We start from the raw sequence: 25,457 nt of genomic DNA, 5'->3' as shown, positions 1-25,457 counted from the left end.
AGAGACAGATTCGGGGGCGGTGGCCGTGGTGGTTTTGGCGGCGGCGGTGGCTGGGGCGGCGGCGGTGGATCATCGGGAGGCGGTGGCGCCTCGGGGAGCTGGTAATGCGGTGGTTCAGGCATTTTTTTGCGCCCTCGGCGCAGCGCAGGTTTCCGGCTGCTTGCATGGACACGATCGCTGCGGCCGTGGCCGCCAGCGAACGCAGCCATACCGGCCAGATCATGGTGGCGGTGGATGGGGACCTGCCGCTCGGGGCGCTGTGGCGCGGGCACACGGCCCGCCAGCGCGCCGAGCAGGCGTTCGCCCAGCTGCGCACCTGGGACACCGAAGCCAATAACGGTGTCCTCATTTATCTGCTGCTGGCAGACCACGCCATCGAAGTCGTCGCCGACCGCGGCCTGCGCAGCCAGGTGCCGGAGGCGCAGTGGGCGGAGGTGTGCCGGCGCATGCAGCAGTTCCTGCGCGAGGGCCAGCACGAGGCTGCGGTGCTGGCCGGGATCGAGGCGGTCACCGAGCTGCTGGTCGCGCATTTCCCGGCCGCCGGCGACATGCAGCATGAAGACGAGCTGCCCGATCGGCCACAGCTCTTAGGCTGAGCGCGCCCGAGGTGTCAGAATAGCGGCCTCGCTCTACGTGATACGCGGTCCGCATGATCTATCTGCACGCCATCGACCCCATCGCCTTCTCGCTCGGCCCGGTGCAGGTGCACTGGTACGGCTTGATGTACCTGGCCGCCTTCTTCTCGGCCTGGGCGCTGGGCCGTTCGCGGATTTTGCGCGGCCGTCTGCCGGGCGTGGATATGGACGGTTTTTCCGACCTGCTGTTCTACGGCATGCTCGGCGTGGTGCTGGGCGGGCGCATCGGCTACATGCTGTTCTATGCATTCGAGACCTTCCTGGCCAATCCACTGATCCTGTTCAAGGTGTGGGAAGGCGGGATGAGCTTCCACGGCGGGCTGCTGGGCGTGTTGATCGCCTGCTGGCTGTGGGCACGCAAGCATCGCCTGCACTTCTTCGACGTGATGGATTTCGTCGCGCCGCTGGTGCCGTTGGGCCTTGGCTTCGGGCGGCTCGGCAATTTTGTCGGCGGCGAGCTGTGGGGTAAGTTCACCCAGGCCGGCTGGGGCGTGATCTTCCCGCATGCGCCGGAACTGGCCGACATCGCACCAGCGCAGATTCATGCGCAATACGCCGCCGGCGCACTGGATCGCTTCGCCCGTCATCCGTCCCAGCTGTACGAGGCCGCGCTGGAAGGCGTGGTGATGTTCGTCGTGTTGTGGGCATTCTCGATGAAGCCGCGCGCGCGCTATGCGGTGTCGGGGCTGTTTGCGCTGCTGTACGGGGTGTTCCGCTTCATCGTGGAATTCGTGCGTGTGCCGGATGCGCCGATTGGCTATCTGGCCTTCGACTGGCTGACGATGGGCCAGATTCTGAGCTTGCCATTGATTGCGGTGGGCCTGGTCTTGCTGGCGATGTCACGCCGCGCGCCGGTCTTGCAGCCGGTGGTGCCGGTTGCCGCAACCGTGGAGGCGGTCAAGTGAAACCGTACCTGGACCTACTGCAGCACGTGCTGGAACACGGCGCCGAAAAGTCCGACCGCACCGGCACCGGCACGCGCAGCGTATTCGGCTGGCAGATGCGCTTCGATCTCAACGCCGGCTTTCCGCTGGTCACCACCAAGAAGCTGCACCTGCGCTCGATCATCCACGAGTTGCTGTGGTTCCTGCAGGGCGATACCAACATCGGGTATCTGAAAGACAACCAGGTACGTATCTGGGACGAATGGGCCGACGACAATGGCGATCTTGGCCCGGTCTACGGCAAGCAGTGGCGGCGTTGGACCGGCCCGGACGGCGTCGAGATCGACCAGATGCAGTGGCTGGTCGATGAGATCAAACGCAATCCGGACTCGCGTCGCCTGGTCATCAGCGCCTGGAATGTCGGCGAACTGCCGCAAATGGCATTGATGCCCTGCCATAGCCTGTTCCAGTTCTACGTGGTCGACGGCAAGCTCAGTTGCCAGCTCTACCAGCGTAGCGGCGACATTTTTCTGGGCGTGCCGTTCAATATCGCCAGCTATGCGCTGCTCACGCACATGGTGGCGCAAGCCACCGGGCTGGGCGTGGGCGATTTCGTGCATACGCTGGGCGATGCGCATCTGTACTCGAACCACTTCGAGCAGGCCCGAGAGCAACTGACGCGCACACCGCGCGCACTGCCCACCTTGCGTCTGAATCCCGAAGTCACCGATCTGTTCGCGTTCCGTTTCGAAGATATCGCCATCGACGGCTACGACCCGCATCCGGCGATCAAGGCGCAGGTGGCGGTGTAAGGATCGATGTAGGTAAAACGTTCTTGTTGATTGGGAGGGGCGGTGGCAAAACATTCATGCAAAGCACGCGAGAAGCTTGCGGATTCTTTGATGAGTATGTCTGGCTCTTTAGCCGTAGCTACAGCCGTGCCTGTCACAGCAGCGCCCCTGGGACTGATCATTGCTGCTTTGGTCAAGGGAGATAGGGCCGATCATGCTTGGGCGTTTCTTCAATCATCGCCGCTGCTGATTGCTCTATTCATGCTCGTATTTTCTTTTGGTGCGGGACTGACATTGCTAGCTAGAAAGTCAGCAATGAAGATCTATGACGACTTATATCCTGACAAATGCGAATAGCCCTGATCGTCGCCTTCGACCGCAACAACGCCATCGGTCGCGATAACGATCTGCCGTGGAAGTTGCCGGACGATCTCAAACGTTTCAAGGCGCTGACGCTGGGCAAGCCGATCCTGATGGGGCGCAAGACCGCGCAATCGTTGGGGCGCGCCTTGCCAGAGCGTCTGAATCTGGTGCTGACGCGCTCGGGGCAGGTGCCGTTCGCGGGCATGCAGGCGGTGGCATCTGTCGATCATGCGATACAGCGTGCCGGGCAGGAGGGCGCGCAGGAGTTGTGCGTGATCGGAGGCGGCGAGGTGTATCGCCTGACGATGGAACGCGCCGACGTGCTGGCGGTGACCGAGGTCGACACCGTGGTCGACCATGCCGATACGCATTTCCCGCCGATCGACCCGGCTGTGTGGGTGCCGGTGCAGCGCGAAGAGCATGCAGCCGACGCGCGGCATGCATTCGCATTTTCTTATGTGGATTATCGACGCCGCTGAGCGGCCGGATTTTCACGCCGGGCAAGGCTGACGAAGATGCAACGCCGCGCTGCAAGGCAGCGCAGCAAGCGTAGGTCGACACCCGGCGCGTCAATCGGCGCGCCTGTTCACCACCACCTCGCCCAGTTCGATCAGACGCGCACGCACGACGTTGCGGCTCAGTCCCAGCAGGGCAGCGGTCCTGACCTGGTTGTGGTGGCAATGCCGGTAGGCGGCACGCAATAGCTGCGCTTCGACCGTGGCATGCAGCGCGCCGTCATTGCTCTCGAACAAGGTGTCGAAGGCGTGTGCGAGCAGGGCCGCGGCATCGGGCTGCGCATCGCCGGTGGACGGGGTGGGCAGGCGCAGCTGCGACAGCCGGATGTCGTCAGCGCGCACCACGCCGTCGCGGTGGATCAGCAAGGTGTGGTGGATGACATTTTCCAGTTCGCGGATATTGCCCGGCCACGGGTACTGCACCAGGAGCTGCTCGGCCTCCGGGCTGATCATGACCTGGCCATGGCCCAGACGCTGGCTGTAGATCTGCACGAAATGGCGGATCAAGGGTGGAATGTCGCCGGGCCGTTCGCGCAGCGGCTTGAGCCCCACGCCGACCACGTTGAGCCGGTAGAACAGGTCCTGGCGGAACTGTCCCTGGCCGATGGCCTGTTCCAGCGGCACGTTGGTGGCGGCCAGCACCCGCACGTCGATCGGGATACTGCGGCGCGACCCCAGGCGCACCACTTCGCGCTCCTGCAGCACGCGCAACAGCTTGACCTGGATCGGCATCGGCAGGTCACCAATCTCGTCGAGAAACAGCGTGCCGCCATTGGCTTCCTCGAACCAGCCGGCCTTGGCGCTGAGTGCGCCGGTGAAGGCGCCTTTTTCGTGCCCGAACAACTCTGCATCGACCAGCGATTCGCTGAAGGCTCCGCAGTTGACCGCCACGAATGGCTGGTGCGCACGCGTGCTGAGGCTATGGATATGACGCGCCACCAGCTCCTTGCCGGTGCCGGATTCGCCGATGATCAGTACGCTGGCTTCGCTGGGCGCCACGCGTTCCAGGTGGGCCAGCAATGCCTGCGATGCCGGGTCTTCGAACACGTGCGCGGCGGCGGTCGTGCGGTTGCCGGCAGCGACGCGTTGCGGCAACGAAGGCAGGGTTAGCAGACGGAAATCGGACATGGGCCGGACGCAAGGAGGGAGAAGAAGGAGCGTCTGTCAGCGCGCAGCAGCGACACCTGCAGGCGAGTTCTACGCGACGGACACGCAGGGACTGGAGTCATGAGTAGAAGCTGGGTGTGGGCGCCTGTTGCCGTAGCGCCCATTCGCCGAGTTCGCGCACCTTGTAGTCGACCGGGTCGTGCAGGGTATGGGTGCGCAGATTGCGCCAGTAGCGGTCCAGGCGCAGCGCCGCATGGGTGGCGCGCGCGCCGGTGACGTCGAACAGTTTGCTGCTCACCTCCAGCCCCACGCGCGTGGTGGCGACCTTGGCGGCGGCCACTGCCAGGGCCACCTGTGCACGTTCGTCGCCGGTGAGCGCGTGTTCCTTGCGCCAGGCGGCATCGAGCAGATCGGCGGCGCGCCCGGCCAGCAGGCGTGCGCTTTCCAGCCCCAGCCAGAATTCGCCGTAATGGGCCAGGATGTAGGGATCGTCGCTGGCCTGCTCGACCCCGGAGCGATGCCAGGGGCGCGTTTCGGTCAAGGTATAGGTGCGCGCTTCTTCGAACGCGCCTTCGGCGATGCCCAGGAAGACATGCGCAAACAGCAGCTGCGCCAGCAACGGGCGCAGGCACGCGAATGGCGTGCTCAGGGGGCCGGGATCGAGCAGCAGCTCGTTTTCTTCCACCCGCACGCGCTCGAAGATGGTGCTGCCGCTGTCGGTCTGGCGCTGGCCGATGTTGTCCCAGTCGTGGCCCAGCGTAATGCCGCTACGCGCGGTGGGCACCGCGCCGATCAGCAGCTTGCCGCTGCGCTCGTCCAGTGCGGAGGCGATCAGCATCTGCGAGTCGAGAGCACCGGAACAGAAACTCTTCTTGCCGGAAAATTCGCGCCATCCTTGGTAATGCACGGCGACGGTCCGGGTATCCAGGGGATTGAGCGCGTTACCCCAGAACCACTGCTTGCGTGCGGTCTGCTCCAACCACGGTTGCCATTGCGCCGGTTGGCCGAACAAGCGCACGGTGGCCAGCATCAGGTGGTGGAAGCCGAACACGTGCGCGATCGAACTATCGGCCTTGGCGAACTCACGCACGATGGTCAGGACCTCGCTCCAGCTGGCGCCAAGGCCGCCGTATTGCAGCGGAATGCTCAGGCCCAGCAAGCCGCTGGCGCGTAGCGCATCGCGTTCTGCCTTGGGAGTGCCGCCCCGCGCATCGCGTTCGATTGCGGTGGCTGCGAAGTCGTTGGCCAGGCGCCGGGCCGTGTGCAGCGGATTGAGTACGGTGGGTTGCAGTTGGTGGCTTGTCATGCGCGGTGGCCTCGTTCCAGTCGCAGGGAGATGATCGGTACCCGGTGGCGCGCGTGCCGCCTGTGCATGCCGGTTGGCAGCCGTATGTATCGGCATGATCTGCAGGCGAACGCCGCATGCTTACACTGCATGGATGTCGTGCAGCGCAGCCAGCAGGTCCTGACGCGCCTCACGCTGCGTCGCCTCATGCGCCCGGCGTTCGCGTGGCCGCGGCGTGTCCAGCACTTGGGTATGCACGATGGATCCGGGCTGACCGCCGATAACGATGACGCGGTCGCTCAGATGGACCGCCTCGTCGATATCGTGCGTCACCAGCAGTACGGTGAAGCCGTGCTCGCCGGCCAGGCGCAGCAACAGCTCCTGCAGCCTGATGCGGGTGAACGCATCCACGGCGCTGAAGGGCTCGTCCAGCAACAGCACCTGCGGTTGGCGGTACAGCCCGCGCGCCAGCGCCACTCGCTGCGCCTGCCCGCCGGAGAGCTGCTTGGGTAGCGCTTGCGCGTGCTCGAGCAGGCCGACCTCGGCCAGCAACTGCTGCACGCGCGGCGACCGCCGTGCTGCCGCCGGCGAGGCAGCCGCGTCGTCGGCAAAGGCGACATTGGCGGCCACGTCCAGCCAGGGCAGCAGGCGCGGCTCCTGGAAGATGAACCCGATACGGCGGTCGATCCCCTGCATGCGGCTGCCATCCAGCAGCACCTCGCCGCTGTAGTCGCGTTCCAGGCCGGCCACGATGCGCAACAAGGTGCTCTTGCCGCAGCCGCTGGCGCCGATCAGGCTCAGGACTTCGCCTGGCGCCACGCGCAGGTCGATGCCGTGCAGCACGCTGCGTGTACCGAAGCGTTTGGTCGCCACCCGGATCTGCAGGCCGGCAGTCATGCGTCGTGCGCCGCGTGCGGAGAGGCGCGGCGGTTCTGCAGGTTGTCGCGCCAGTGCAACGTGCGGGTTTCCAGACCCTTGAGCACGCTGTCGCTGAGCTTGCCGAGCAAGGCAAGCAACACGATCGCGGCGATGACGATGTCTGGCCGCGAGGTTTCGCGCCCGTCGCTCAGCAGGTAGCCCAGCCCGCGCGTGGCGGCGATCAATTCGGCGGCCACCAGAAACATCCAGGCCAGGCTCAGGCTGGTGCGCAGCCCGGTGAAGATGGAGGGCAAGGCGGCCGGCAACAGGATCCGCCGCACCATGCGCCCCCAGGACAGGCCATAGGTCTCGCCCAGTTCGATCAGGCTGCGGTCGACCTGGCGCAGACCATTGGCCACGCCCAGGTACATCGGGAAGAACGCACCGATGGCGATCAAGGTGATCTTCGGCGCTTCATCGATTCCCATCCACAGCAGCAACAAGGGCACCCAGGCCAGGCTTGGAACCGCGCGCAGCGCCTGAAAGCTGGGATCCAGCAAGCGTTCCAGCCAACGGTTCAAGCCGACGCCGACGCCGATCACCAGCCCCAGCCCGGCACCGAGCGCAAAGCCCACCAGTACCCGCAGCACGCTGGCGCCCAGATGGCCTGCCAATCCCCGGCCGGCTTCGTCTGCCAGCGTGGTCAGGATCTGGCTGGGAGGCGGCAGCAGGTAGCGTGGCGTCCAGCCCAGCGCCGAGCAAAGTTCCAATGCCGCGAAGAAGCTCACCGGCAGCACCAGACCCAGGCTACCGGCGGGCAGGCGCCAGCGCCGCCGCAGCGACGATGGCAGGGTGCGCGACAGGCGGAACGAGGTCTGATTCATCGTGGCGGTCATCCCTGCGCCACGCGTGCGCGTGTGGCATAGCGGGGATCGATCAATGTGCCCAGTACCTGGGTCAGGTCGGTTCCGGGCCGCACCAGGCCTTCTTCCAGCAGGAGCGGCGCGGCGCTGCGCAAGGCCGCCAGTTGCTCGGCACCAATCAGTGGCCGGCTGAGATCGGTGCGCTGCAATTGCAGTTGCGCAACCGCCACCGAGAGCCTGGCTTGCTCGGCGATCAGGTTCGCCAACGCGTCCGGATGCGCGATGGCCCAGCGGCGTGCCTTCTCATAGGCCTGCAGCACCAGCGGAATCTGCTCGGGGTAGGCGGCGGCGAATTTTTCGCTGGTGTTCAAGAAGCCGTACGAATTAAAGGCGACGTTGCGATAGAGCAGCCGTGAGCCGGCGTCGAGCTGGCTGGCGGCCATATGCGGGTCCAGTCCGGCCCAGGCATCGACATTGCCGCGTTCCAGTGCAATACGCCCATCCGGATGCTGCAGATGGACGATGTCGACGTCGTTCCTGTGCAACCCGACTTCGCGCAGCGCGCGCAACAGAAACAAGTACGCGTCGGTGCCCTTGGTGGCGGCCACCCGTTTGCCCTTCAGTTCGGCCACGCGCTGGATCGGCGAGTGCTTGCCGACGACGAGGGCGACCCATTCCGGCCGCGAGTACACATAGACCGCCTTGACCGGATTGCCGTTGGCGCGCCCGAGCAGCGCTGCCAGGCCGGCGGTGCTGCCAAAGTCGATGCTGTTGCCGGCCAGATACTCCAGTGCGCGATTGCTGCCGGCCGATAATACCCAGGTGACCTCGGTGCCCTGCGGCTTGAGCGCCTCTTCCAGCCAGCCGAAGTGCTTGAGCACCAGCGAGGTAGGCGAGTAGTAGGCGTAATCCATGCGCAGTCGTTCGGGAACGGCGATCTTGCGCGGTGCGTCCGCGGCGCTGGACGCCAGCGGCGGGGCACCGAGCGCGACACCGGCCAATGTTGCGAGTTTGAGCAGGTTGCGACGCTTCATGAGGACTCCTCTCAGCGCGCCGAAGCGCGTGGCACGATGGTGTTGGCGATGACCTCGCCGAAGGGGCCGCTCAGTGGTTGCCCGGGCAGTGGTTGCCGGCGTGCGCGAGGCAGCAGCGGGAACACCAGTTCGGCAAAGCGATAGGCCTCTTCCAGGTGCGGATAGCCGGAAAAGATGAAGGTGTCGATGCCGAGCGCCGCGTATTCCTCGATCCGCTGCACCACCGTCTGCGGGCTGCCGACCAGGGCGGTACCGGCACCGCCGCGGACCAGGCCAACCCCGGCCCACAGGTTCGGGCTGACTTCCAGATCGGCGCGCGTGCGGCCCTGGCCACGCCCATGCAGTGCGGCCATGCGCCGCTGGCCGACAGAATCCATGCGCGCGAAGGCGCGCTGTGCGCGCTCCACGGTGTCGTCGTCGAGATGACGGATCAGTGCGTCGGCCGCGGCCCAGGCCTGCGCGTCGGTTTCGCGCACGATGACATGCAGGCGGATGCCGAAGCGCAGCGTGCGCCCGAGCGCGGCCGCCTTGCTGCGGACAGTGGCGATCTTCTGCGCCACCGCAGCCGGTGGCTCGCCCCAGGTCAGGTAGGTGTCCACCTGCTCGGCCGCCAGATCGTGCGCCGCATCGGACGAACCGCCGAACCATACCGGCGGATACGGCCGCTGCACGGTGGGATACAGCAGTTGCGCCGCCTTGACCTGCAGATGCTTGCCATCGAAGTCGTAGCTTTCGCTGTCATGGCTGCGGCGGATGATCTCGCGCCAGATCCGGATGAACTCGGCCGAGGCATCGTAACGGTCGGCGTGATCGAGAAACACGCCATCGCCTTCCAGCTCGCCGCGGTCACCGCCGGTGACCAGATTGACCAGCAAGCGCCCGCCGGAGAGTCGGTCGAAGCTGGCGGCCATGCGCGCCGCCAACGCGGGCGCCATCAGGCCGGGGCGCAGCGCCACCAGAAACTTCAACTGGCGTGTGGCATTGATCAGGCTGGACGCGATCACCCAGGGGTCTTCGCAGGAGCGCCCGGTGGGAATCAAGACCCCCTCGTAACCCAGCGTGTCTGCGGCCACAGCCACCTGGGTGACGTAGTCGGCACTGACCTGGCGCGCGCCTTCGCTGGTGCCCAGATAGCGGCTGTCGCCGTGGGTGGGAATGAACCAGAACATCTCCATCGCACTCTCCTTCAGGTGGACTGGCGATATCGCGCCGGCGAACCGGATCAGGCGATGCGCAGTTGCGCATCGGGGCGCACCCCCAGCACGCCGACAGCGCGTTCGGCGGCCAGGGCGATACGCTGGCACAGCGCCGGATCGACCACCCGGTAATCGTGGAAATCGCTTTCGCTGGCATAGATGCCGATCGGCAGCGTCAACGCCTGGAAAAACGCGAACAATGGCCGCAGTTGGTGATCGATGACCAATGCATGCCGTTCGCTGCCGCCGGTAGCGGCCAGCAGAACCGGCGTGTCGATCAGGGCGTGCATGTCGATCAGGTCGAACAGATGCTTGAGCAAGCCTGGGTACGATCCGCGATACACCGGTGCGACGACCAGCAGCAGGTCTGCCGTTTCAACCTGGCGCAAGGCCTGTTCTGTGGTTGCGTCGACGTCGCTGCGCCATTGCGCCATGCCTAACTGCTTTGCGATATCGCCGAGCTGGATGATGCTGGGCTTGATGGTCAGGTGGTGTGCCAGCTCGGCCAGGGTGGCCTCTGCCAGGGCCAGGCTGCGCGAAGGGCGCGAGGTGCTGCCGGAGACGGCAACGACGTTCAACGGAGTGCGCATGCGACATTCCTGTATGGGCGGTGTCGAGTTGTCACGCAAACTCCGTGCCATCCAGACATCTGTGCTGTTGCTGCAGAGGGATAAAGCACGGTAACGCGCGTCGACGTGCCGGTGACGTGGAATTGCATCTGACTGCATGGCGCGATGCAGTGCAATGGCAAAGCGCCATTAGCGATGGCGTGCGCTTAGCAGAATCGAGAATGACCTAATGAAATTGCAGAAAATAGGCTGTTCCAATCGATTTTCGATGCGATCTTCATGTCGTGACGAGTATGAGCATAGAGCGTGCGGAGATAAGCGCTGAAAAACTGTTTGCAGGGCAACATCGGATCAGCAGTTTGCGCATTTTCTTGGTTCGATACTTTCGTCCAGTGCGGTGTGCAGTACGAATCGCACGCGTGACATCGTTCGCTTCAATAAGGTCCGGTGCGTGCAGTGCAGTCGCGCCCCGGGTATTGACGTGGCTGCTGTCGTGATCGCCCGGGCATTACGAATGAGGTCGCGCGGATGCGTGTACATCACCGATATCGGCGTGGTGTCGCGCAGCCAGAGCGTGTTTGCGCAGCCCGCAAAGTTGCGTCGCGTTGTCGTACTGGGTCGTTCGCCGGCGAGTCAGCCGCTTTCGCGCGGCGTGCGATGTTGGTCAACGCGATGTGGATCGCACGGTGGGCATGTCGACATGTCGCGTAGAGATAAGCATGGCACGCGATGTGCGTTGCATGCGACGGCGGTTACCCGCATGCGCGCGTTGCATCTGCAAAGCGCAATGCATGTGCTTTCCAGCACCGAAGAAGACCGGCAGCGTGCAGTCCGCCGTGCAACGCCGTCCAATCCCCATCCTTGCAGGAGTTTTCAATGAGCCATTCGTCCAACGCTGCGCCGCTGACCTTCGCCTACTGGGTTCCCAACGTCAGCGGCGGGCTGGTTGTCAGCACGATCGAGCAGCGCACCGACTGGAGTCTGGACTATAACGTGCGGCTTGCGCAGGCTGCCGAACACGCCGGCTTCGATTACGCGCTGACCCAGATCCGTTTTACCGCCGGCTATGGCGCCGAGCATCAGCATGAGTCAGTGTCCTTCAGTCAGGCCTTGCTGCATTCCACCTCTCGCTTGAAGGTGTTGGCCGCTATCCTGCCAGGCCCGTGGGCGCCGGCCGTGGTAGCCAAGCAGATCGCCACCATCGACCACATCAGCAACGGGCGCATTGCGATCAATGTGGTCAGTGGCTGGTTCAAGGGCGAGTTCGTTGCCATCGGTGAGCCGTGGCTGGAACACGACGAGCGCTATCGGCGCTCCAGGGAATTCATCCAGGTACTGAAGGGGATCTGGACCCAGGATGCCTTCAGTTTCCATGGCGATTTCTACCGTTTCAACAACTACACCCTCAGTCCCAAGCCGCTGCAGAAGCCGCACCCGGAGATCTTTCAGGGCGGAAGTTCGCGCGCGGCGCGCGACAACGCGGCAAGCGTGTCGGATTGGTATTTCACCAATGGCAACACGCCAGAGCAGTTGCGCGTACAGATCCAGGATCTGCAGACCAAGGCGGCCGCCAACGACCACCGCGTTCGCGTCGGCGTCAACGCCTTCGTGATCGCGCGCGATACCGAACAGGAAGCGCAGGCGGTGCTGCAGGAAATCATCGCGCATGCGCATGTCGACGCGGTCAAGGCGTTCGCCGATGCCGCGCGGCAGGCGGGGCAGGCATCGCCGGAGGGCGAGGGCAATTGGGCCACCTCCACCTTCGAGGACCTTGTGCAATACAACGACGGTTTCCGCACCAACCTGATCGGTACGCCACAACAGATTGCCGAGCGCATCCTGGCCCTGCAGGAGGTGGGCGTGGATCTGGTGCTGTGCGGCTTCCTGCACTTCATCGAAGAGGTGGAATACTTCGGCCGGGAAGTGCTGCCGCGCGTGCGTGCGCTGGAAGCGCAACGCGCGCAGTCCGCGCTGGCCTGAGCCACCCCGTTACGACGGCGGCCGGAGGCTTATTCCGCTGCCGGATTGGCTGGGCGCGCGGTGCCGGCGCCGGTCTCACCGGCATTGGGCGCGGCGGCGCCCTTGCCATTGGCGCCGCCGCTGCCACCGGCACCGCCGCCAGCGCCGTTTCCGCCACGTCCACGGCCACGCCCGCGCGGGCGGCCCTGGCCTTCGCGTGGACGCCGCGGCGCGTGCGCGGCAGGTGCGGCGGGGGCGGTGACTTCGCGCCCCGGCACCTGCACCACGCGCAGCTCCTCGGTATCCAGCTGCAGGGCGGTCAGCTTGCCGCCCCACACTGCGCCGGTATCGATGGCATGCACGCCCTGGGTGATGGTGAGCCCCAGCGCGGACCAGTGGCCGCATACGATCTTGAGATCGCGCTCGACCCGGCCCGGCACTTCGAACCACGGGTAGAGTCCTTGTGCCTGCGTGCCCGGCGTGCCCTTGTCGTCGGTGGCGATGCGCCCGCGCGGTGTGCAATAGCGCATGCGCGTGAACAGGTTGATGATCGCGCGGCTGCGGTCGTACCCGCTCAAGCCCGGCGACCAGCCGGGCTGGTCGCCATACATGTTGCGCAACAGTTTGCGATAGCCGCCGCCCTGCAACTGCTGCTCGACTTCGCGCGCATGTTTTTCGGCCAGCTGCGTGGTCCATTTGGGCGCCAGTCCGGCGTGGATCATCATCCAGCCCAGTTCGCGGTCCACGTGCGCCAGCTTCTGCATGCGCAGCCAGTCCAGCAAGACGTCGCGGTCCTCGGCCAGCACGATGCGTTGCAGATCCGGATTGACCTTGCGTTGTTCTTCTTCCGAGCGCGCGCCGATCGCCAGCAGCGACAAATCGTGATTACCCAGTACCACCACGCTGTGCGCGCGCAGCGAATGCACCAGGCGCAGCGTCTCCAGCGATTGCCCGCCGCGGTTGACCAGATCGCCGCAGAACCACAGCGTGTCCTGTGCGGGATCGAAATTGATCTTCTCCAGCAATCGCTGGGTGATGTCGTAGCAACCTTGCAGGTCGCCAATTGCCCAGACGCTCATCGCGTGCGCTCCCTCAATCCAGCAGTCATCAGTGCAGCGTCCTGGGTACGCTCAGCACAAAGGCGGCGATCGGGGCGGTGAATTCGGTGCCATCGTCGGCCACCATGTCGTAGTGGCCTTGCATCTGGCCCTGCTCGGTTTCCAGCAGCACTCCCGAGGTGTAATGGAAGGCTTCGCCGGGGCGCAGCCACGGTTGCTCGCCGACCACGCCTTCGCCGTCCACCTGCTCGGTGCGGCCGTTGGCGTCGGTGATCTGCCAATGGCGCGCGATCAGGCGCGCGGGCACCGCGCCCGCGTTGTGGATGCGGATGCTGTAGGCGAAGGCATAGCGGCCTTCCTCCGGGGTCGATTGATGAGCGAGGAAGCGCGGCGACACCTCGACCTCGACCCGATAGCGTGGATCATCTTGCATGGGAAAAGTCTAAATAAAACAGCGTGGGAGTGGCGCTCAAGCCAGCTCGACATTGGCCAGCCGGATGAAATCGGCGACCTCGAGTTGTTCGGCGCGGGCATCCGGACGCACGCCGGCTGCCTCGAAATGCGCAGGTTCGCAGACGGTGGACAGGGCATTGCGCAGCGTCTTGCGACGCTGTCCGAAGCCGGCGCGCACCACATCGGCAAAGCGACGGCGATCGTTGATCGTGACCGATGCCGCATCGCGTGGCACCAGCCGGACCACCGCCGAGTCCACTTTCGGTGGCGGCCGGAACGCGCCTGGCGGCACCACGAACAGCGCGGTGACCTCGCAATACGCCTGCAGCATCACGCTGAGCCGGCCATAGACCTTGCTGCCGGGACCGGCGGCCATGCGGTCGACCACTTCCTTTTGCAGCATGAAGTGCATGTCCGCCACCGCAGCGGCATGGTCCAGCGCATGGAACAGGATCGGCGAGGAGATGTTGTAAGGCAGGTTGCCGACCAGCCGGATCGGCGTGCCGTTGGCCAGTTCGGTGAAATCCACGCTGAGCACGTCGCGATGGATGATGCCCAGCTGGCCGATCGGTGCGGCCGCCTCGGTCAATGGTGCGATCAGGTCGCGATCGAACTCGATCACCGTCAACGCGCCATGCTTGCGCAGCAGCGGAAAGGTGATGGCGCCCTGACCGGGACCGATTTCGACCAGGTGCTGGCCGGCGCGCGGGTCCACCGCCTGGACGATCCGGTCGATGTAATACCGGTCGGCAAGAAAGTGCTGGCCAAGCGACTTCTTGGCCGGTGCGCTGAAGGAAGGATTCATGCGCGCAGTTTAACGGAGCCGGCGGCTGCACGCGGTGTCGGTGCTGCGTGTGGCCGCCGTAACAGCGAGGGAAGTCACCCCTGACCTGCGGCGCTCGCGCAGGAGCGACGCGACTCTAGCTGCGTGCCGCCAGGCGTGCGCACAGCGCCGTTGCCGCCATCAGGCTGGATGGATCGGCGATGCCGCGCCCGGCCAGTTCCAGGGCGGTGCCGTGATCCACCGCCACGCGCGGGTAGGGCAGGCCCAGGGTGATGTTCACCGCCTGCTCGAAACCGCTGTACTTGAGTACCGGCAGGCCCTGGTCGTGGTACATCGCCACCACCGCATCGAAACCGCCCAGTTTCTGCGGCAAAAAGGCGGTGTCCGCAGGCAATGGGCCGATCAGCTGCATGCCTTCGCCGCGCAGCTGCTCCAGCACCGGGATGATGATGTCCAGTTCTTCGCGGCCCAGGTGGCCGTCTTCGCCCGCGTGGGGGTTGAGGCCGAGCACGGCGACACGTGGGTTCTCCAGCCCAAAGTCGCGACGCATCGCGGCATGGGTGATGCGCAGGCAACGCGCAACCGCGTCGGCGGTGATCGCATCGGCCACCGCACGCAGCGGCAGGTGCGTGGTCACCAGTGCCACGCGCACGATGCTGTTGGCCAGCATCATCACTACCGGGCAGTGGGCCTGTTCGGCCAGCAATTCGGTGGTGCCGGTATAGGCGATGCCGCCGGCGTTGATGACCGCCTTGTGCACCGGGCCGGTCACGATGCCCTGCAGACGTCCGGCAAGGCAGTCGCCAGCGGCGGTACGCAGGCCGGCAATGACGGCCGCTGCATTGGCCGGGTCGGCGGTGCCGAAGCGGGTCTGGACGGCCTGGCGAATCGGAAACAACGGCAGATCGCCCGGCAGGCGAGCCGGCTGGTCTGGATCGAGCAGGCGCACAGACAAGGACAGCGCCTTGGCGGCGCTGTTCAGGGTGTCGGGGTCGGCGTAGGCAACCAGCTGCGCATCGGAGCGCGGCTGCTGGACGAGCCGGATGCACAGCTCCGGCCCGATCCCGGCCGGCTCGCCTGGCACCAGCGCGAGCGACGGCACCGTCACCGACTCAGCGCGCCGGATGTGCCGGCGGAGGGGTAGGGGCAGCGGGTTCCGCGGTCTTGGTGGGCTCGGCGGTTGCGTTGCCGTCGGCGCGATCGCCGGTGCGGTAGCTCACATACGCCTCGCCACGCAGTTCCTGCAGGTAGCGGTTGTATTCCTCTTCCAGTTTGCGACGGCCGATGGTTTCACGGACCTGTGCACGCTGGTTTTCCGCGCTGACGTCGGTCTGACGGCTGCCGACCCGCTGCACGATGTGCCAGCCGGCCTGCGTGCGGAACGGCTCGGAGACCGCGCCGTCGGCCAGGCTTTCGACCTGCTTGCCGAAGTCCGGGCCGAACGCGTCGGCCGGGAACCAGCCCAGATCGCCACCCTGGCCACGGCTATTGGTGTCCTCGGAGGACTCCTTGGCCGTTGCCTGGAAATCGGCGCCGCCGGCGATGCGTGCCCGCAGCGTGTCGATCTTGGCCTTGGCCTGCGCGTCGGTCTGGTTGTCGCCGATGCGGACCAGGATGTGGCGCGCGTTGTACTCGGTGACCATCTTCTTTTCGCCGCCGGCATTGGCGTCGCGCATTTCCACCAGCTTGAGCAGCTGGAAGCCGCTGGGGCCACGCAGCGGACCGGCTACCTGGCCGGGCTGCATGTCGCGGATCAGCTGGGCGAATGCGTTGGGGATTTCGTCCAGGCTACGCCAGCCCAGGTCGCCGCCCTCCAGCGCGTTCGGGCTATCCGAGTACCGCACCGCTGCCGCGGAGAAGTCCAGTTCGCCCTTGTCGATCAAAGCCTTGACGCCATCGACCTTCTTTTGCCCGGTGGCGATCTGGTCGGCGGTCGCGCCTTCCGGCAGGCCCACCAGGATATGCGCCAGGTGGAACTGGCTACCGGTCGTGGCCTGTTGGGCCAGCGCGGTATCCACTTCGCCTTCGCTCACGCTGATGCGGCTCTGCGCAAAACTCTGGCGCAGGCGCTGCACGATGATTTCATCGCGCACCGAAGCGCGGAAATCGCCGTAGGCCATGCCATCGGCGGCCAGCTTCTGGCGCAAGCCATCCACGGTGGTGCCGTTCTGCTGGGCGATGCTGGCAATGGCGCGGTTGAGTTCCTCGTCGCTGACGCGGATACCGCTGCCGTCGGCACGGCCGACCTGCAACTTGACCAGGACCAGGCGCTCGAGCACCTGCCGCTGCAGGACATCGTCCGGCGGCAGCTGGTTTTCGCGACCAGCGTACTGCGACTTGACGTTGCGCACAGCGCGATCGAGTTCGCTCTGCAGCACCACGTCTTCATCGACGATGGCGGCAATGCGATCCAGCGGCTGGGATTGCTGCGCCGATGCCAGCGGCGAGACCGTGCTGGTGAGTACCAGCAACGAGGCAAGAAGAACAGAGAAAGGCTTGGTCATGGAATCAGGTTCGGATCGTAATCGTCCGGATTGGTCGTGGTGTTGCTGGGCGGGACCAGGTACAGGTCGTCGCGGTAATAACCGAGAATAGCACGGCGCAAAGTGCGGTCCGTGTTCTGGCCGAACGAGCTCAAGCCCTTCAGTACGAACTCGAACTGGATCGAGTTGTCCATCTCGCCGTCGCGGTTGCGCACGAACCGGCGCACCAGCGCGCGCACCGCCAGGCAGCAGCTGTCCCACTGCACGCCGCCGATGATTTCCAGCGGCTTGCGGTCCAGCAGCGAGTAGTAATAGCGTCCGACCGCACTCCAGGTAGGGTTGATCGGATACAGGAACGAGAAATCGGCCTGCTTGAGCTGGTCGTTGTTACTGATCAGATCGCGACGATACCGGTACGCCAGATTGATGATGCCGTCGTTGCCCAGCAGATAGCGCGTGCGCAGGCTGGCCAGATCTTCCTTGCGCGAGTTCGGGTTCCACTGATACGTGGCGCCCATCGACCAGCGGTCGTTGATCATGTAGTTGGCATCGGCCACCCAGGCGGACTTGCCTTGCTGGACGGGTTGCTCGCTGCCGGCAGCGGAATTGGTGCTGTTATTGATCGTGACGAGCGAATCGTTGAAGTACAGGATCTGTCCGGCGCTCAGCGACAGCTTCTCGCGTCCATCGTCCTGGCGCAGCCAGCGCGAGGTGACCGCCAAGGTCAACTGGTTGGCATCGTTCTGGCGATCGGCGCCGGTATAACGGCTGTCGCGGAACAGCTGGCCGTAGCTGAAGGTAAACGGGCGGGTATCGAAGACCGGCAGGTCGTCCTGATCGCGGTAAGGCACGTACAGGTAGTACATGCGCGGTTCCAGCGTGTTGAGATAGTTGGTGCCGAAAACCGAGGTCTCGCGATCGAAGTACAGGCCGGCATCCAGCGAGGCGATCGGCAGGCTACGCGTTGGCGAACGGTCGCCAGTCAGCGGTTGCGTGTTGGCCAGGGTCGAGTCCAACTGGTAGGCGGTGTAACGCCAGGCCACCGTAGGCGTCAAAAACCACGCCGCGCCCGACAGCGGCATCGAGATGTAGGGTTTGACGTCCAGGCGCGAGCCGCTGCCATAGTCATAGTTACGGACATTGGTGCGGACGTATTCGTCGCCGTTGTTGTTGTTATTGCCGTTGGTGTTCGGGATGAAATCCACCCGATACGAATCGTCATGGGTGAACCGCACCGCCTCGGCATAGACACCGGCTTCGAAAATACCGAACGGTTTTTCCCAGGTGAAATACGCGCGCGGCTGCCGGTTGTAGGGCAGGGCTCGCTCGTCCAGGGTGTAGTCGGTCAGCTGCCAGCGGTCGGCCATCAATCCGGCGGTCCAGGTTTCGCCGGTGCCGTAAATGCCGATCGTGCTCTGTAGGCTGGAGGCCGAGCCCATGCCGTTCAGGCGGCTGGTGAAGTCTTCCACATAGCGGGTGTCGCTGACCCAGGAAATACTGCTGCGCGCCTGCCAGTAGGTGTTGACGTTGTGGTAGCCGCTGTAGAACACGCTGCCGCGGTCCTTGTCGCGCAGCTTGTCGTTGGGCAGGTAGTTACCGGTGATTTCGCCGCGACCGCCGTCGTACAGGTATCGGAACTCGGTGCCGAACATGAAACCGCGCTTGCTCATGTAACGCGGCAACAAGGTGGCGTCGTAATTGGGCGCCAGATTCAGGTAGATCGGCTGCAGGTAATCGAAGCCGTTACGCCCGGACAGGCCGAACTGCGGGAACAGCAGACCGGTCTGGCGACGGTCGTCGATCGGAAACTTGAACCACGGGAAGTACAGTACCGGTACCTTGCCGATCTGCAGCACGGCGTTACGCGCAGTGCCGAAGCCTTCTTCGTTGTCGACGTCGATCTCGGGCGCCCGCACCCGCCAGATCGGCTGCGAGGGATCGCAGGTGGTATAGGTCGAACGGTGCATTTGGCCGACCTGGCCCTGCAGGTCCACCGACTCCGCACCGCCGTTGCCGCGCCGGTCCACCAGCTGGTACTGGATGTTGGTGACCTTGTGGGCGTCGGTGTCCTGGTTGCCCTCGGCGCGGTCGGCGACCATGCGGAAGGAGGTGTCCTGGTAGCGCACATTGCCTTCGGCGATGTAGTTACCGGTCTCGGTATCCATGCGCAGGTTGTCCGCGCCCAGGAACTGGTCGCCGCGCTTGAGCGCCACGTTGCCCTGGTATTGCGGGGTGGTGCTGGTGCCGGAGAGCTGGTCGCCTTCGATGTCGGTCGGCAGCTGCTGGCGCATCTCGGCCGCCTTGGGGTCGGCGGCGGGGGCGCCATCGAAACCAGGCAGCGGGTCCACGGCCGGGCACAACCCCCAGTTCAACGGCTTGTCGGCAGCCATGGCCGGGAGGCAGATGGCGATGCTCAAGGGCAGGGGCAGCAGGCGGAGAGCTCGGCGCACGCGTGGTTCAACCAATAAAATGGCGACTAGCTTGCCGCATACCCCGCATAGGGGCAATGAAGAGCGTTGGCACAGAGAGGGCGAGGTTCATCGCCAACAGGACCGCGACCGGCATGCGGTGGCGGGTCAGCGCAGGGCGCGGACGTGGGCGACGCTGCTCTCGCGCAAGGCCTGCAGGTCGTAGCCGCCTTCCAGCGTCGACACCACCCGACCCCGCGCATGCCGCTCGGCCAGAGTGCGCAGCGCGCCGGTCAGCCAGGCGAAATCGCCATCGTCCAGCATCAGATCGGCCAGCGGATCGCGCAGATGCGCATCGAAGCCGGCAGAGATCAGGATCAGCTGGGGGCGGAAGCCGTCGATCAGCGGCAGCATCTGGTCTTCCCACACATTGCGGAAGCGCAAGCCATCGCTGCCCGGCGGCAGCAGCAGGTTATGGATATTGCCGACGCCGCGCTCATGGACGCCGCCCGAGTGCGGGTACAGCCCGGACTGATGCGTGCTCAGATACTGCACGGCCGGGTCGCGTTCGAAGATCGCCTGGGTGCCGTTGCCGTGGTGCACGTCGAAATCGACGATGGTGATGCGCTCCAGGCCATGCCGGTCGCGCGCATGCGCGGCGGCCACGGCGATGTTGTTGAACAGGCAGAACCCCATCGACACCTGTGCGGTGGCGTGGTGGCCAGGCGGACGCACGGCGCAAAAGGCGGTGCGGGTGAGGTCCTGCATCACCGCATCCACGGCGGCGATGCCGGCGCCCGCAGCGCGCAGGGCAGCCGCGCGCGAGGCCGGCACCATGCGGGTGTCGACGTCCAGTTGGCGGTAGCCTTCGAAGACGGTTTCCAGCACCGCGTCCACCTGTTCGCGCTCGTGCACGCGGCACAGGTCGCCCAGCTTGGCCAACGGCGCCTCGCGCCAGTCCAGGTCCGGAAAGGCCGCGCGCAGGGCCTCGACGACCGCCTCCAGGCGGGCGGGACTCTCCGGGTGCTCAGGGCCGGCGTCGTGACCAAGACAGGCGGGATGGGTAAAGACCAGCATGAGAGGACGTTAGCCTTTTCGCCGTGCCGGGCACATGCTCAAGCGCGCCGGCGGTCGTGCCGCCACAGCACTTCCTGCTGGCCATCCACGCGTGCCAGCACGCGCGCCAGCACGAACAGCAGGTCCGAGAGCCGGTTGAGATAGCCGATCGCCTCGCTGCGCACCGACTCCTGGCGCGATAGCGCCACGGTCTCGCGCTCGGCCCGGCGCACGATGGTACGGGCCAGGTGGCAGCGCGCGGCCGCTTCGCCACCGGCCGGCAGGATGAATTCCTGCAGCGGTGGCAAGCTGTCGTTGAAGTGGTCCAGATGGCGCTCCAGGGCCTGGATATCAGCCGCCTCGATCGCGGCATGGCCGGGGATGCAGAGCTCGCCGCCCAGGTCGAACAGCTGGTGCTGCACCGTGGTCAGCAGCTCGGCGATCGCGGTGGGCACGCCAGGCGCGGCCAACAGCACGCCAAGCGCCGAATTGGCCTCGTCCACGGTGCCGTAGGCGTTCACGCGCAAGGCATCCTTGCCGGTCCGGCTGCCATCGCCCAACCCGGTGCTGCCGTCGTCGCCGGTGCGCGTATAGATACGTGAGAGCCGGTTACCCATGACTTAGCCGGCCTGGCGCTGCGGGGCGTCCAGGCGCTCGGCAACCACCTGGATGACAGCCGCAGCCGCGACGTACAACGCGGCGCTGCGCAGGTACGGCCACAGCCAGTCGCTGTAGTTCTTGAACCAGCCGGCGAAGGTGGGGTCGCTCACGCTTGCGCTGATCCAGTAGAAGCTGCCCTGGGCGATCAGCTGGCACAGCGCCACTGAGATGAGCAGTGCAGGAACCAGTGCGGCCAGCGCAGCCCAGCGGGCCCCGTGATAGTGCCGACGCAGCCACACGCCACCGGCCCACAGCGCAAAGTACGCCGGGATCAGGCACCAGTACGCCGGCGACACGCAGTAGTGCTGCCAGAAGCTCATGCCCTGGCCGGTGATCACCAGCCAGTCCACCGCGACCGCCAGACCCATCAGCAACGGGAACGCCAGCCGGGTGCGCGCGGCCAGATGAAACCCGCCGATGAAGAACACCGCCCAGGACGCGTCCGGGACCGGCGCGACGTGATTGATCCGCGTGGCCGCCATCAGGATGGCGAGCAGGCTCAGAATCAGGGTGTCGTGCGAGCGAGGAGTCATGCGCTGAGGTGGCCGGATTGCAGGTCCGGGAGTGTAGCGTGGAACCTGGCGCCCCCGTGCACCCGCCCGGCTTGCGCTACGCCCGCATCGGGCAGGGATGGCAACGGCGGACCTGGCGGGGCGCGTCAACGTGTCTCATCCGGCGCCCGCGATGGGGTGCGGGCGAGGGCTTATCATGGGGGGATGACAGACCCACATGACGTTCTGATCGTTGGCGGCGGCCTGGTCGGCTCCAGCCTTGCGATTGCGCTGGACCGCCTCGGACTGGATGTCGGACTGGTGGAAGCCACTCCCGCCGGTACCCCCCCGGCCGTGTTCGATCAGCGCAATCTGAGTTTCGCCGCCGCCACCGTCAATGCATTGGACGTGCTGGGCGTGATGGCCAGGTTGCGCAGCGCGCCCGGGCCGATTCGTCGCATCCACGTCAGTCGCGCCGGCGATTTCGGGCGCGTGCAGCTGGAGGCCGCCGATTACGGACGCGACAGCTTCGGGCAGGTGGTGGTGGCCCGCGACTTCGGCGAGGCCCTGCAGGCACGCCTGGACGAACTGAGGCAGCTGCGTCGGTATCGTCCGGCGCGCTGCATCGGCGTGGAGCCGGTCCAGGACGGCGTGCGCACGCTACGGCTGGCGACCGACGACGGTGAGCGGCGCGTCCGCGCCCGGCTGGTGGTCGGTGCCGATGGCACGCACAGCGCCGTGCGCGAACTGCTGCATATCGACACCGACACGCACGATTTTCTGCAGACCTTGTTCGTGGCCCGCGTGCGCGCCTCCCGGCCGCCGGATGGCACTGCATGGGAGCGCTTCGGCGAGCATGGGCCGACCGCGCTGCTGCCGCGGGGCGACCGCCACTACGGCGCGATCCACTGCGTGGCGCGTGCCGAGGCCGAGGCGGTCGCCGCGCTCGACGAGGCCGGCTGGCTGGCCCGGCTGCAGGGTGCCGCCGGCTGGCGCGCCGGGCGCTTTGTCGCCAGCGGCGAACGCAGCGCCTATCCGCTGGTGCAGGTGCTGGCCAACCATCTGATCGCCGAGCGCGTGGTGCTGCTCGGCAATGCCGCGCAGACGCTGCACCCCATCGGCGCGCAGGGCTTCAATCTGGGCTTGCGCGATGCGCTGACCTTGGCCGAACTGATCGAACACGATCGCAGCGATGCCGGGTCTGGCGCGCTGTTGGCCGACTATGTGGCGCGTCGACGCGTGGACCGCGAGCAGACGATCGGCTTCTCCAGCGGGCTGGCGCGGCTGACCGGAAACCCGGCACCGTTGCTGCGGCCGCTACGCAGCCTGGGATTGCTGGCGACCTCGCAGGCCGCGCCGCTGCAATCGATGCTGGTCGGCGGAGCGATGGGTTTTCGTGGCGATGTGCCGCAACTATGCCGGGGGAGCGCATGAGCCGCCGCGGTACGCGCGATGCGGTGATCGTCGGCGGTGGTGTGGTCGGTGCTGCCTGCGCATTGGCGCTGGCCGACGCCGGCTTGAGCGTTGCGCTGGTGGAAGGGCGCGAGCCCGCGCGCTGGCATGCCGATCAGCCCGATCTGCGGGTGTATGCCTTCGCCGCCGACAACGCCGCGCTGCTCGACAGTCTTGGCGTGTGGGCCAGCGTGCGCAGCGGGCGCGTGCAGCCGTATCGGCGCATGCGGGTCTGGGATGCCGGCGGTGGCGGCGAGCTGCGTTTCGACGCCGACACCTTGGGCCGCGAACAACTCGGCTGGATCGTCGAGCATGCGCTGCTGGTCGATCGTCTTTGGGTGGCCGTGCACAGTGCGGGGATCCAAGTGCATTGCCCGGCGCGCGTGGCCGAACTGGAGCAGGACGCCAACGGCGTGCGCCTGCGGCTGGACGACGGCAGTCGGCTGGAAGCTGCGATTGCCATCGCGGCCGATGGCGCGGCGTCCACCCTGCGCGACCTGACCGGCTTGCCGGTGTCGCGGCACGCCTACGCACAACGTGGCGTGGTTGCCTTCGTGGAGACCGAACAGCCGCATCAGGCCACTGCCTGGCAGCGCTTTCTGACCACCGGGCCGCTGGCGTTGCTGCCGTTTGCCGATGGCCGTAGTTCGATTGTCTGGACGTTGCCCGACAGCGATGCCGAGCGCGTACTGGAACTGGACGATGCGGCGTTTTCGCACGAGCTGACCCAGGCGTTTGCCGCGCGCCTGGGCCAGGTGCGTGTGGTGTCCGCACGCACGGCATTTCCGCTGCAACGGCAATTGGTGGAGCAGTACGTCAGCGGCCGCGTGCTGACCCTGGGCGACGCCGCGCATGTGGTGCATCCGCTGGCGGGGCAGGGCGTCAATCTGGGCCTGCGCGATGTCGCTGCGCTGCGCGCGGAAGTGCGCGCAGCGCTCGCCAAACGTGCGGACTGGGCAGCGCCGCATCGTCTGCAGCGCTGGGCGCGCACCCGCCGCAGCGAAAATACGGTGGCCGCCTACGGTTTCGATGCGATCAACAGCGTGTTTTCCAACGACGAAATGCACCTGACCCTGCTGCGCGGATCGGTGCTCGGCCTGGCCGGCAAACTGCCGCCCTTGGTCGATGTGTTGTGGAAACGCGCGTCCGGCGGCGCGTGACCGGACGCGCGCCCGCAGGCCGGTCCTCCAGGCAGCAACGCCGACGTTGTATGTCTGCTGGCTTATAGCGCAGGCCGCATCTTCCATACGACGCGCGCATCCAGCGTGGCTACAGTCGCGCCATGACTTCCGTTGCGCATACGTCCAGACCCACCTTGCTGCTGCTCTGCGGCCTGCTGTGCGACGCTGCCATCTGGCAACCGCAGCGCGACGCGCTGGCGGATCTGGCCGATGTGCAGGTGCTGGACTTCCCCGGATTCGACAGCATCGTGCAGATGGCCGCCCACGTGTTGGCTGGCGCACCGCCGCAGTTCGCGTTGGCCGGGCATTCGATGGGCGGGCGGGTTGCGCTGGAAATCATGCGTCAGGCGCCCGAACGGGTGACGCAGCTGGCGCTGCTCGATACCGGCATTGCGCCGCGTCGCGATGGAGAACGCGAAGAGCGTCAGGCGCTGGTGGATCTGGCGCGAACGCAGGGCATGGATGCGCTGGCGCTGGCCTGGTTGCCGCCCATGCTGCACCCCGCACGCATTGCCGATCCCGTTTTGATGCAGGACCTCGGTGCGATGGTGCGCCGGCAAAGCGCGCAAAGCTTCGCTGGCCAGGTCAACGCGTTGCTGGAGCGTCCGGATGCCGCACCGGTGCTTGCGCAGATTCGCTGCCCCACCTTGCTCGGAGTCGGGCGCCAGGACGCCTGGAGCCCACTGGCTCGGCATCAGGACATGGCGCGGCAGATTCCGCAGGCGCGCCTGAGCGTGTTCGAAGACTGCGGGCATATGGCGCCGGTGGAAGCGCCTGCTGCGGTGATAGCGGCGTTGCGCGATTGGTTGCAGGCCGCGTGATGGCGCAGAGGCAACGGCGCCTGGGTCACTGCTGCGGGCGCTGACCGCACTAACCGGCGTTTGCTGGAACTAAAGGAGGCTGCATGCACGACGATGTCTCGATCATCATTGCCTGCGAGCAATTGATCCGCCGGTTCGCGCTGTACAACGATCGCCACGACCACGAGCAACTCGCCGCATTGTTCACCGACGATGGCGTGTTCGCGCGCCCCAGCGCGCCGGATGCCCCGGTGCACGGCCGCGCGGCGATTCTGCAGGCCTTTCGCGAGCGCCCGCCGCGCACCACCTGTCATCTGATGCTCAACACCCTGGTCGACATTCAATCGCCCACATTGGCGCATGCGCACAGCAACGTGCTGCTCTACACCGCCGGCGATACGTCGACGTCGCCGCCATGGAGCGCGCAATCGCCCGCCTTGCTGGGCAGTTTCGACGATGTGCTGGTCTTCGAGCAGGAGCGTTGGTTGTTCAAGCAACGCCTTGGAACCTTGTTGCTGCGCATCGGCAGCTGAGCCGCATTCCTCCCCCAGGCATGGTGCCGGCGCCCGTTT

The 25,457-nt window shown here is 65.9% G+C and carries 26 protein-coding genes; 10 read left to right on the top strand and 16 right to left on the bottom strand.

The features are described 5' to 3' along the window. The first annotated feature begins 104 nt into the window (after window positions 1–104). From Y887_RS11405 to Y887_RS11390, 5 genes are all read left to right on the top strand, one after another. Window positions 105–596 carry a TPM domain-containing protein gene (locus Y887_RS11405; RefSeq protein ID WP_046964445.1) on the top strand — a complete coding sequence of 164 codons (492 nt, stop codon included), beginning with the start codon at window positions 105–107 and terminating at the stop codon, window positions 594–596. A 53-nt stretch (window positions 597–649) separates the two neighbouring features. Further along, a complete protein-coding gene (gene lgt / locus Y887_RS11400) occupies window positions 650–1,540 on the top strand; it encodes a prolipoprotein diacylglyceryl transferase (RefSeq protein ID WP_046964444.1) in 891 nt (296 codons plus the stop codon). After that, window positions 1,537–2,331 (top strand): thymidylate synthase, encoded by a 795-nt coding sequence (locus Y887_RS11395; RefSeq protein ID WP_046964443.1) that lies wholly within the window; start codon window positions 1,537–1,539, stop codon window positions 2,329–2,331. Before lgt ends, Y887_RS11395 begins: the two co-directional genes overlap by 4 nt. Window positions 2,332–2,421: 90 nt before the next feature. Then, window positions 2,422–2,667, top strand: coding sequence for a hypothetical protein (locus tag Y887_RS19030; protein WP_084726010.1), 246 nt, complete (start codon window positions 2,422–2,424; stop codon window positions 2,665–2,667). Next, window positions 2,658–3,152: a dihydrofolate reductase gene (locus Y887_RS11390; protein ID WP_046964442.1), complete on the top strand. Its 495-nt coding sequence runs from the start codon at window positions 2,658–2,660 to the stop codon at window positions 3,150–3,152. The genes Y887_RS19030 and Y887_RS11390 overlap by 10 nt, the downstream gene beginning before the upstream one ends. A 90-nt stretch (window positions 3,153–3,242) precedes the next feature. Here Y887_RS11390 and Y887_RS11385 read toward each other — a convergent pair whose 3' ends face one another. From Y887_RS11385 to msuE, 7 genes are all read right to left on the bottom strand, one after another. Continuing rightward, window positions 3,243–4,316 carry a sigma-54 interaction domain-containing protein gene (locus Y887_RS11385; RefSeq protein WP_046964441.1) on the bottom strand — a complete coding sequence of 358 codons (1,074 nt, stop codon included), beginning with the start codon at window positions 4,314–4,316 and terminating at the stop codon, window positions 3,243–3,245. Window positions 4,317–4,413: 97 nt separating this feature from the next. After that, entirely contained in the window at window positions 4,414–5,601 is a 1,188-nt protein-coding gene (locus Y887_RS11380; protein WP_046964440.1) for an acyl-CoA dehydrogenase family protein, read from the bottom strand. 120 nt (window positions 5,602–5,721) lie between these two features. Next, complete coding sequence (locus tag Y887_RS11375; protein ID WP_046964439.1) at window positions 5,722–6,477, bottom strand: ABC transporter ATP-binding protein; 756 nt, start codon at window positions 6,475–6,477, stop codon at window positions 5,722–5,724. Next, on the bottom strand, window positions 6,474–7,322 hold the full coding sequence (locus Y887_RS11370; RefSeq protein ID WP_084726011.1) for an ABC transporter permease: 849 nt from the start codon (window positions 7,320–7,322) through the stop codon (window positions 6,474–6,476). Before Y887_RS11370 ends, Y887_RS11375 begins: the two co-directional genes overlap by 4 nt. Before the next feature lie 8 nt (window positions 7,323–7,330). Continuing rightward, window positions 7,331–8,335, bottom strand: a complete 1,005-nt coding sequence (locus Y887_RS11365; RefSeq protein ID WP_046964437.1) for an aliphatic sulfonate ABC transporter substrate-binding protein — start codon at window positions 8,333–8,335, stop codon at window positions 7,331–7,333. An 11-nt stretch (window positions 8,336–8,346) separates the two neighbouring features. Further along, window positions 8,347–9,510 carry an FMNH2-dependent alkanesulfonate monooxygenase gene (gene ssuD, locus Y887_RS11360; protein WP_046964436.1) on the bottom strand — a complete coding sequence of 388 codons (1,164 nt, stop codon included), beginning with the start codon at window positions 9,508–9,510 and terminating at the stop codon, window positions 8,347–8,349. A gap of 47 nt (window positions 9,511–9,557) precedes the next feature. Then, window positions 9,558–10,121 (bottom strand): FMN reductase, encoded by a 564-nt coding sequence (msuE, locus tag Y887_RS11355; RefSeq protein WP_046964435.1) that lies wholly within the window; start codon window positions 10,119–10,121, stop codon window positions 9,558–9,560. A gap of 855 nt (window positions 10,122–10,976) precedes the next feature. On the opposite strand from msuE, the gene sfnG reads away from it, so the two are divergent. After that, window positions 10,977–12,080: a dimethylsulfone monooxygenase SfnG gene (sfnG, locus tag Y887_RS11350; RefSeq protein ID WP_046964434.1), complete on the top strand. Its 1,104-nt coding sequence runs from the start codon at window positions 10,977–10,979 to the stop codon at window positions 12,078–12,080. A 29-nt stretch (window positions 12,081–12,109) separates the two neighbouring features. Here the strand turns inward: sfnG and Y887_RS11345 are convergent, their stop codons facing one another. The 9 genes from Y887_RS11345 to Y887_RS11305 all read right to left on the bottom strand — a co-directional run bounded on the left by Y887_RS11345 (window position 12,110) and on the right by Y887_RS11305 (window position 21,494). Next, the gene (locus tag Y887_RS11345; RefSeq protein WP_046964433.1) at window positions 12,110–13,138 is read right to left on the bottom strand and encodes a symmetrical bis(5'-nucleosyl)-tetraphosphatase; all 1,029 of its coding nucleotides are present in this window, start codon (window positions 13,136–13,138) and stop codon (window positions 12,110–12,112) included. A gap of 28 nt (window positions 13,139–13,166) precedes the next feature. Beyond that, window positions 13,167–13,550 (bottom strand): Co2+/Mg2+ efflux facilitator ApaG/CorD, encoded by a 384-nt coding sequence (gene apaG, locus Y887_RS11340; protein ID WP_046964432.1) that lies wholly within the window; start codon window positions 13,548–13,550, stop codon window positions 13,167–13,169. Window positions 13,551–13,586: 36 nt separating this feature from the next. Beyond that, a complete protein-coding gene (rsmA, locus tag Y887_RS11335; protein WP_046964431.1) occupies window positions 13,587–14,375 on the bottom strand; it encodes a 16S rRNA (adenine(1518)-N(6)/adenine(1519)-N(6))-dimethyltransferase RsmA in 789 nt (262 codons plus the stop codon). A gap of 115 nt (window positions 14,376–14,490) precedes the next feature. Continuing rightward, window positions 14,491–15,462: a 4-hydroxythreonine-4-phosphate dehydrogenase PdxA gene (gene pdxA / locus Y887_RS11330; RefSeq protein WP_046964430.1), complete on the bottom strand. Its 972-nt coding sequence runs from the start codon at window positions 15,460–15,462 to the stop codon at window positions 14,491–14,493. Window positions 15,463–15,466: 4 nt separating this feature from the next. After that, window positions 15,467–16,858 carry a peptidylprolyl isomerase gene (locus tag Y887_RS11325; protein ID WP_046964429.1) on the bottom strand — a complete coding sequence of 464 codons (1,392 nt, stop codon included), beginning with the start codon at window positions 16,856–16,858 and terminating at the stop codon, window positions 15,467–15,469. After that, window positions 16,855–19,287, bottom strand: coding sequence for an LPS-assembly protein LptD (lptD, locus tag Y887_RS11320; RefSeq protein ID WP_084726009.1), 2,433 nt, complete (start codon window positions 19,285–19,287; stop codon window positions 16,855–16,857). Before lptD ends, Y887_RS11325 begins: the two co-directional genes overlap by 4 nt. A gap of 126 nt (window positions 19,288–19,413) precedes the next feature. Beyond that, window positions 19,414–20,322 (bottom strand): histone deacetylase family protein, encoded by a 909-nt coding sequence (locus tag Y887_RS11315; RefSeq protein ID WP_046964427.1) that lies wholly within the window; start codon window positions 20,320–20,322, stop codon window positions 19,414–19,416. Window positions 20,323–20,360: 38 nt separating this feature from the next. Next, on the bottom strand, window positions 20,361–20,918 hold the full coding sequence (locus Y887_RS11310) for a cob(I)yrinic acid a,c-diamide adenosyltransferase (protein WP_046964426.1): 558 nt from the start codon (window positions 20,916–20,918) through the stop codon (window positions 20,361–20,363). 3 nt (window positions 20,919–20,921) lie between these two features. After that, on the bottom strand, window positions 20,922–21,494 hold the full coding sequence (locus Y887_RS11305; RefSeq protein WP_046964425.1) for a hypothetical protein: 573 nt from the start codon (window positions 21,492–21,494) through the stop codon (window positions 20,922–20,924). A gap of 183 nt (window positions 21,495–21,677) precedes the next feature. Here Y887_RS11305 and ubiH point away from each other — a divergent pair, with 183 nt between their 5' ends. The 4 genes from ubiH (at window position 21,678) to Y887_RS11285 (ending at window position 25,418) form a co-directional block, all read left to right on the top strand. Next, the gene (gene ubiH, locus Y887_RS11300) at window positions 21,678–22,886 is read left to right on the top strand and encodes a 2-octaprenyl-6-methoxyphenyl hydroxylase (protein WP_046964424.1); all 1,209 of its coding nucleotides are present in this window, start codon (window positions 21,678–21,680) and stop codon (window positions 22,884–22,886) included. Continuing rightward, window positions 22,883–24,064 carry a UbiH/UbiF family hydroxylase gene (locus Y887_RS11295; protein WP_046964423.1) on the top strand — a complete coding sequence of 394 codons (1,182 nt, stop codon included), beginning with the start codon at window positions 22,883–22,885 and terminating at the stop codon, window positions 24,062–24,064. The genes ubiH and Y887_RS11295 overlap by 4 nt, the downstream gene beginning before the upstream one ends. 122 nt (window positions 24,065–24,186) lie before the next feature. Further along, a complete protein-coding gene (locus tag Y887_RS11290) occupies window positions 24,187–24,906 on the top strand; it encodes an alpha/beta fold hydrolase (protein ID WP_046964422.1) in 720 nt (239 codons plus the stop codon). An 83-nt stretch (window positions 24,907–24,989) separates the two neighbouring features. After that, the gene (locus tag Y887_RS11285; RefSeq protein WP_046964421.1) at window positions 24,990–25,418 is read left to right on the top strand and encodes a nuclear transport factor 2 family protein; all 429 of its coding nucleotides are present in this window, start codon (window positions 24,990–24,992) and stop codon (window positions 25,416–25,418) included. Window positions 25,419–25,457: the final 39 nt, after the last annotated feature.

The sequence above is a fragment of the Xanthomonas pisi DSM 18956 genome (genome assembly GCF_001010415.1).
Taxonomy (GTDB): Bacteria; Pseudomonadota; Gammaproteobacteria; order Xanthomonadales; family Xanthomonadaceae; genus Xanthomonas; species Xanthomonas pisi.
The sequence above is the reverse complement of the archived record's forward strand: the minus strand, read 5'-3'. Positions and strand labels throughout refer to the sequence as shown.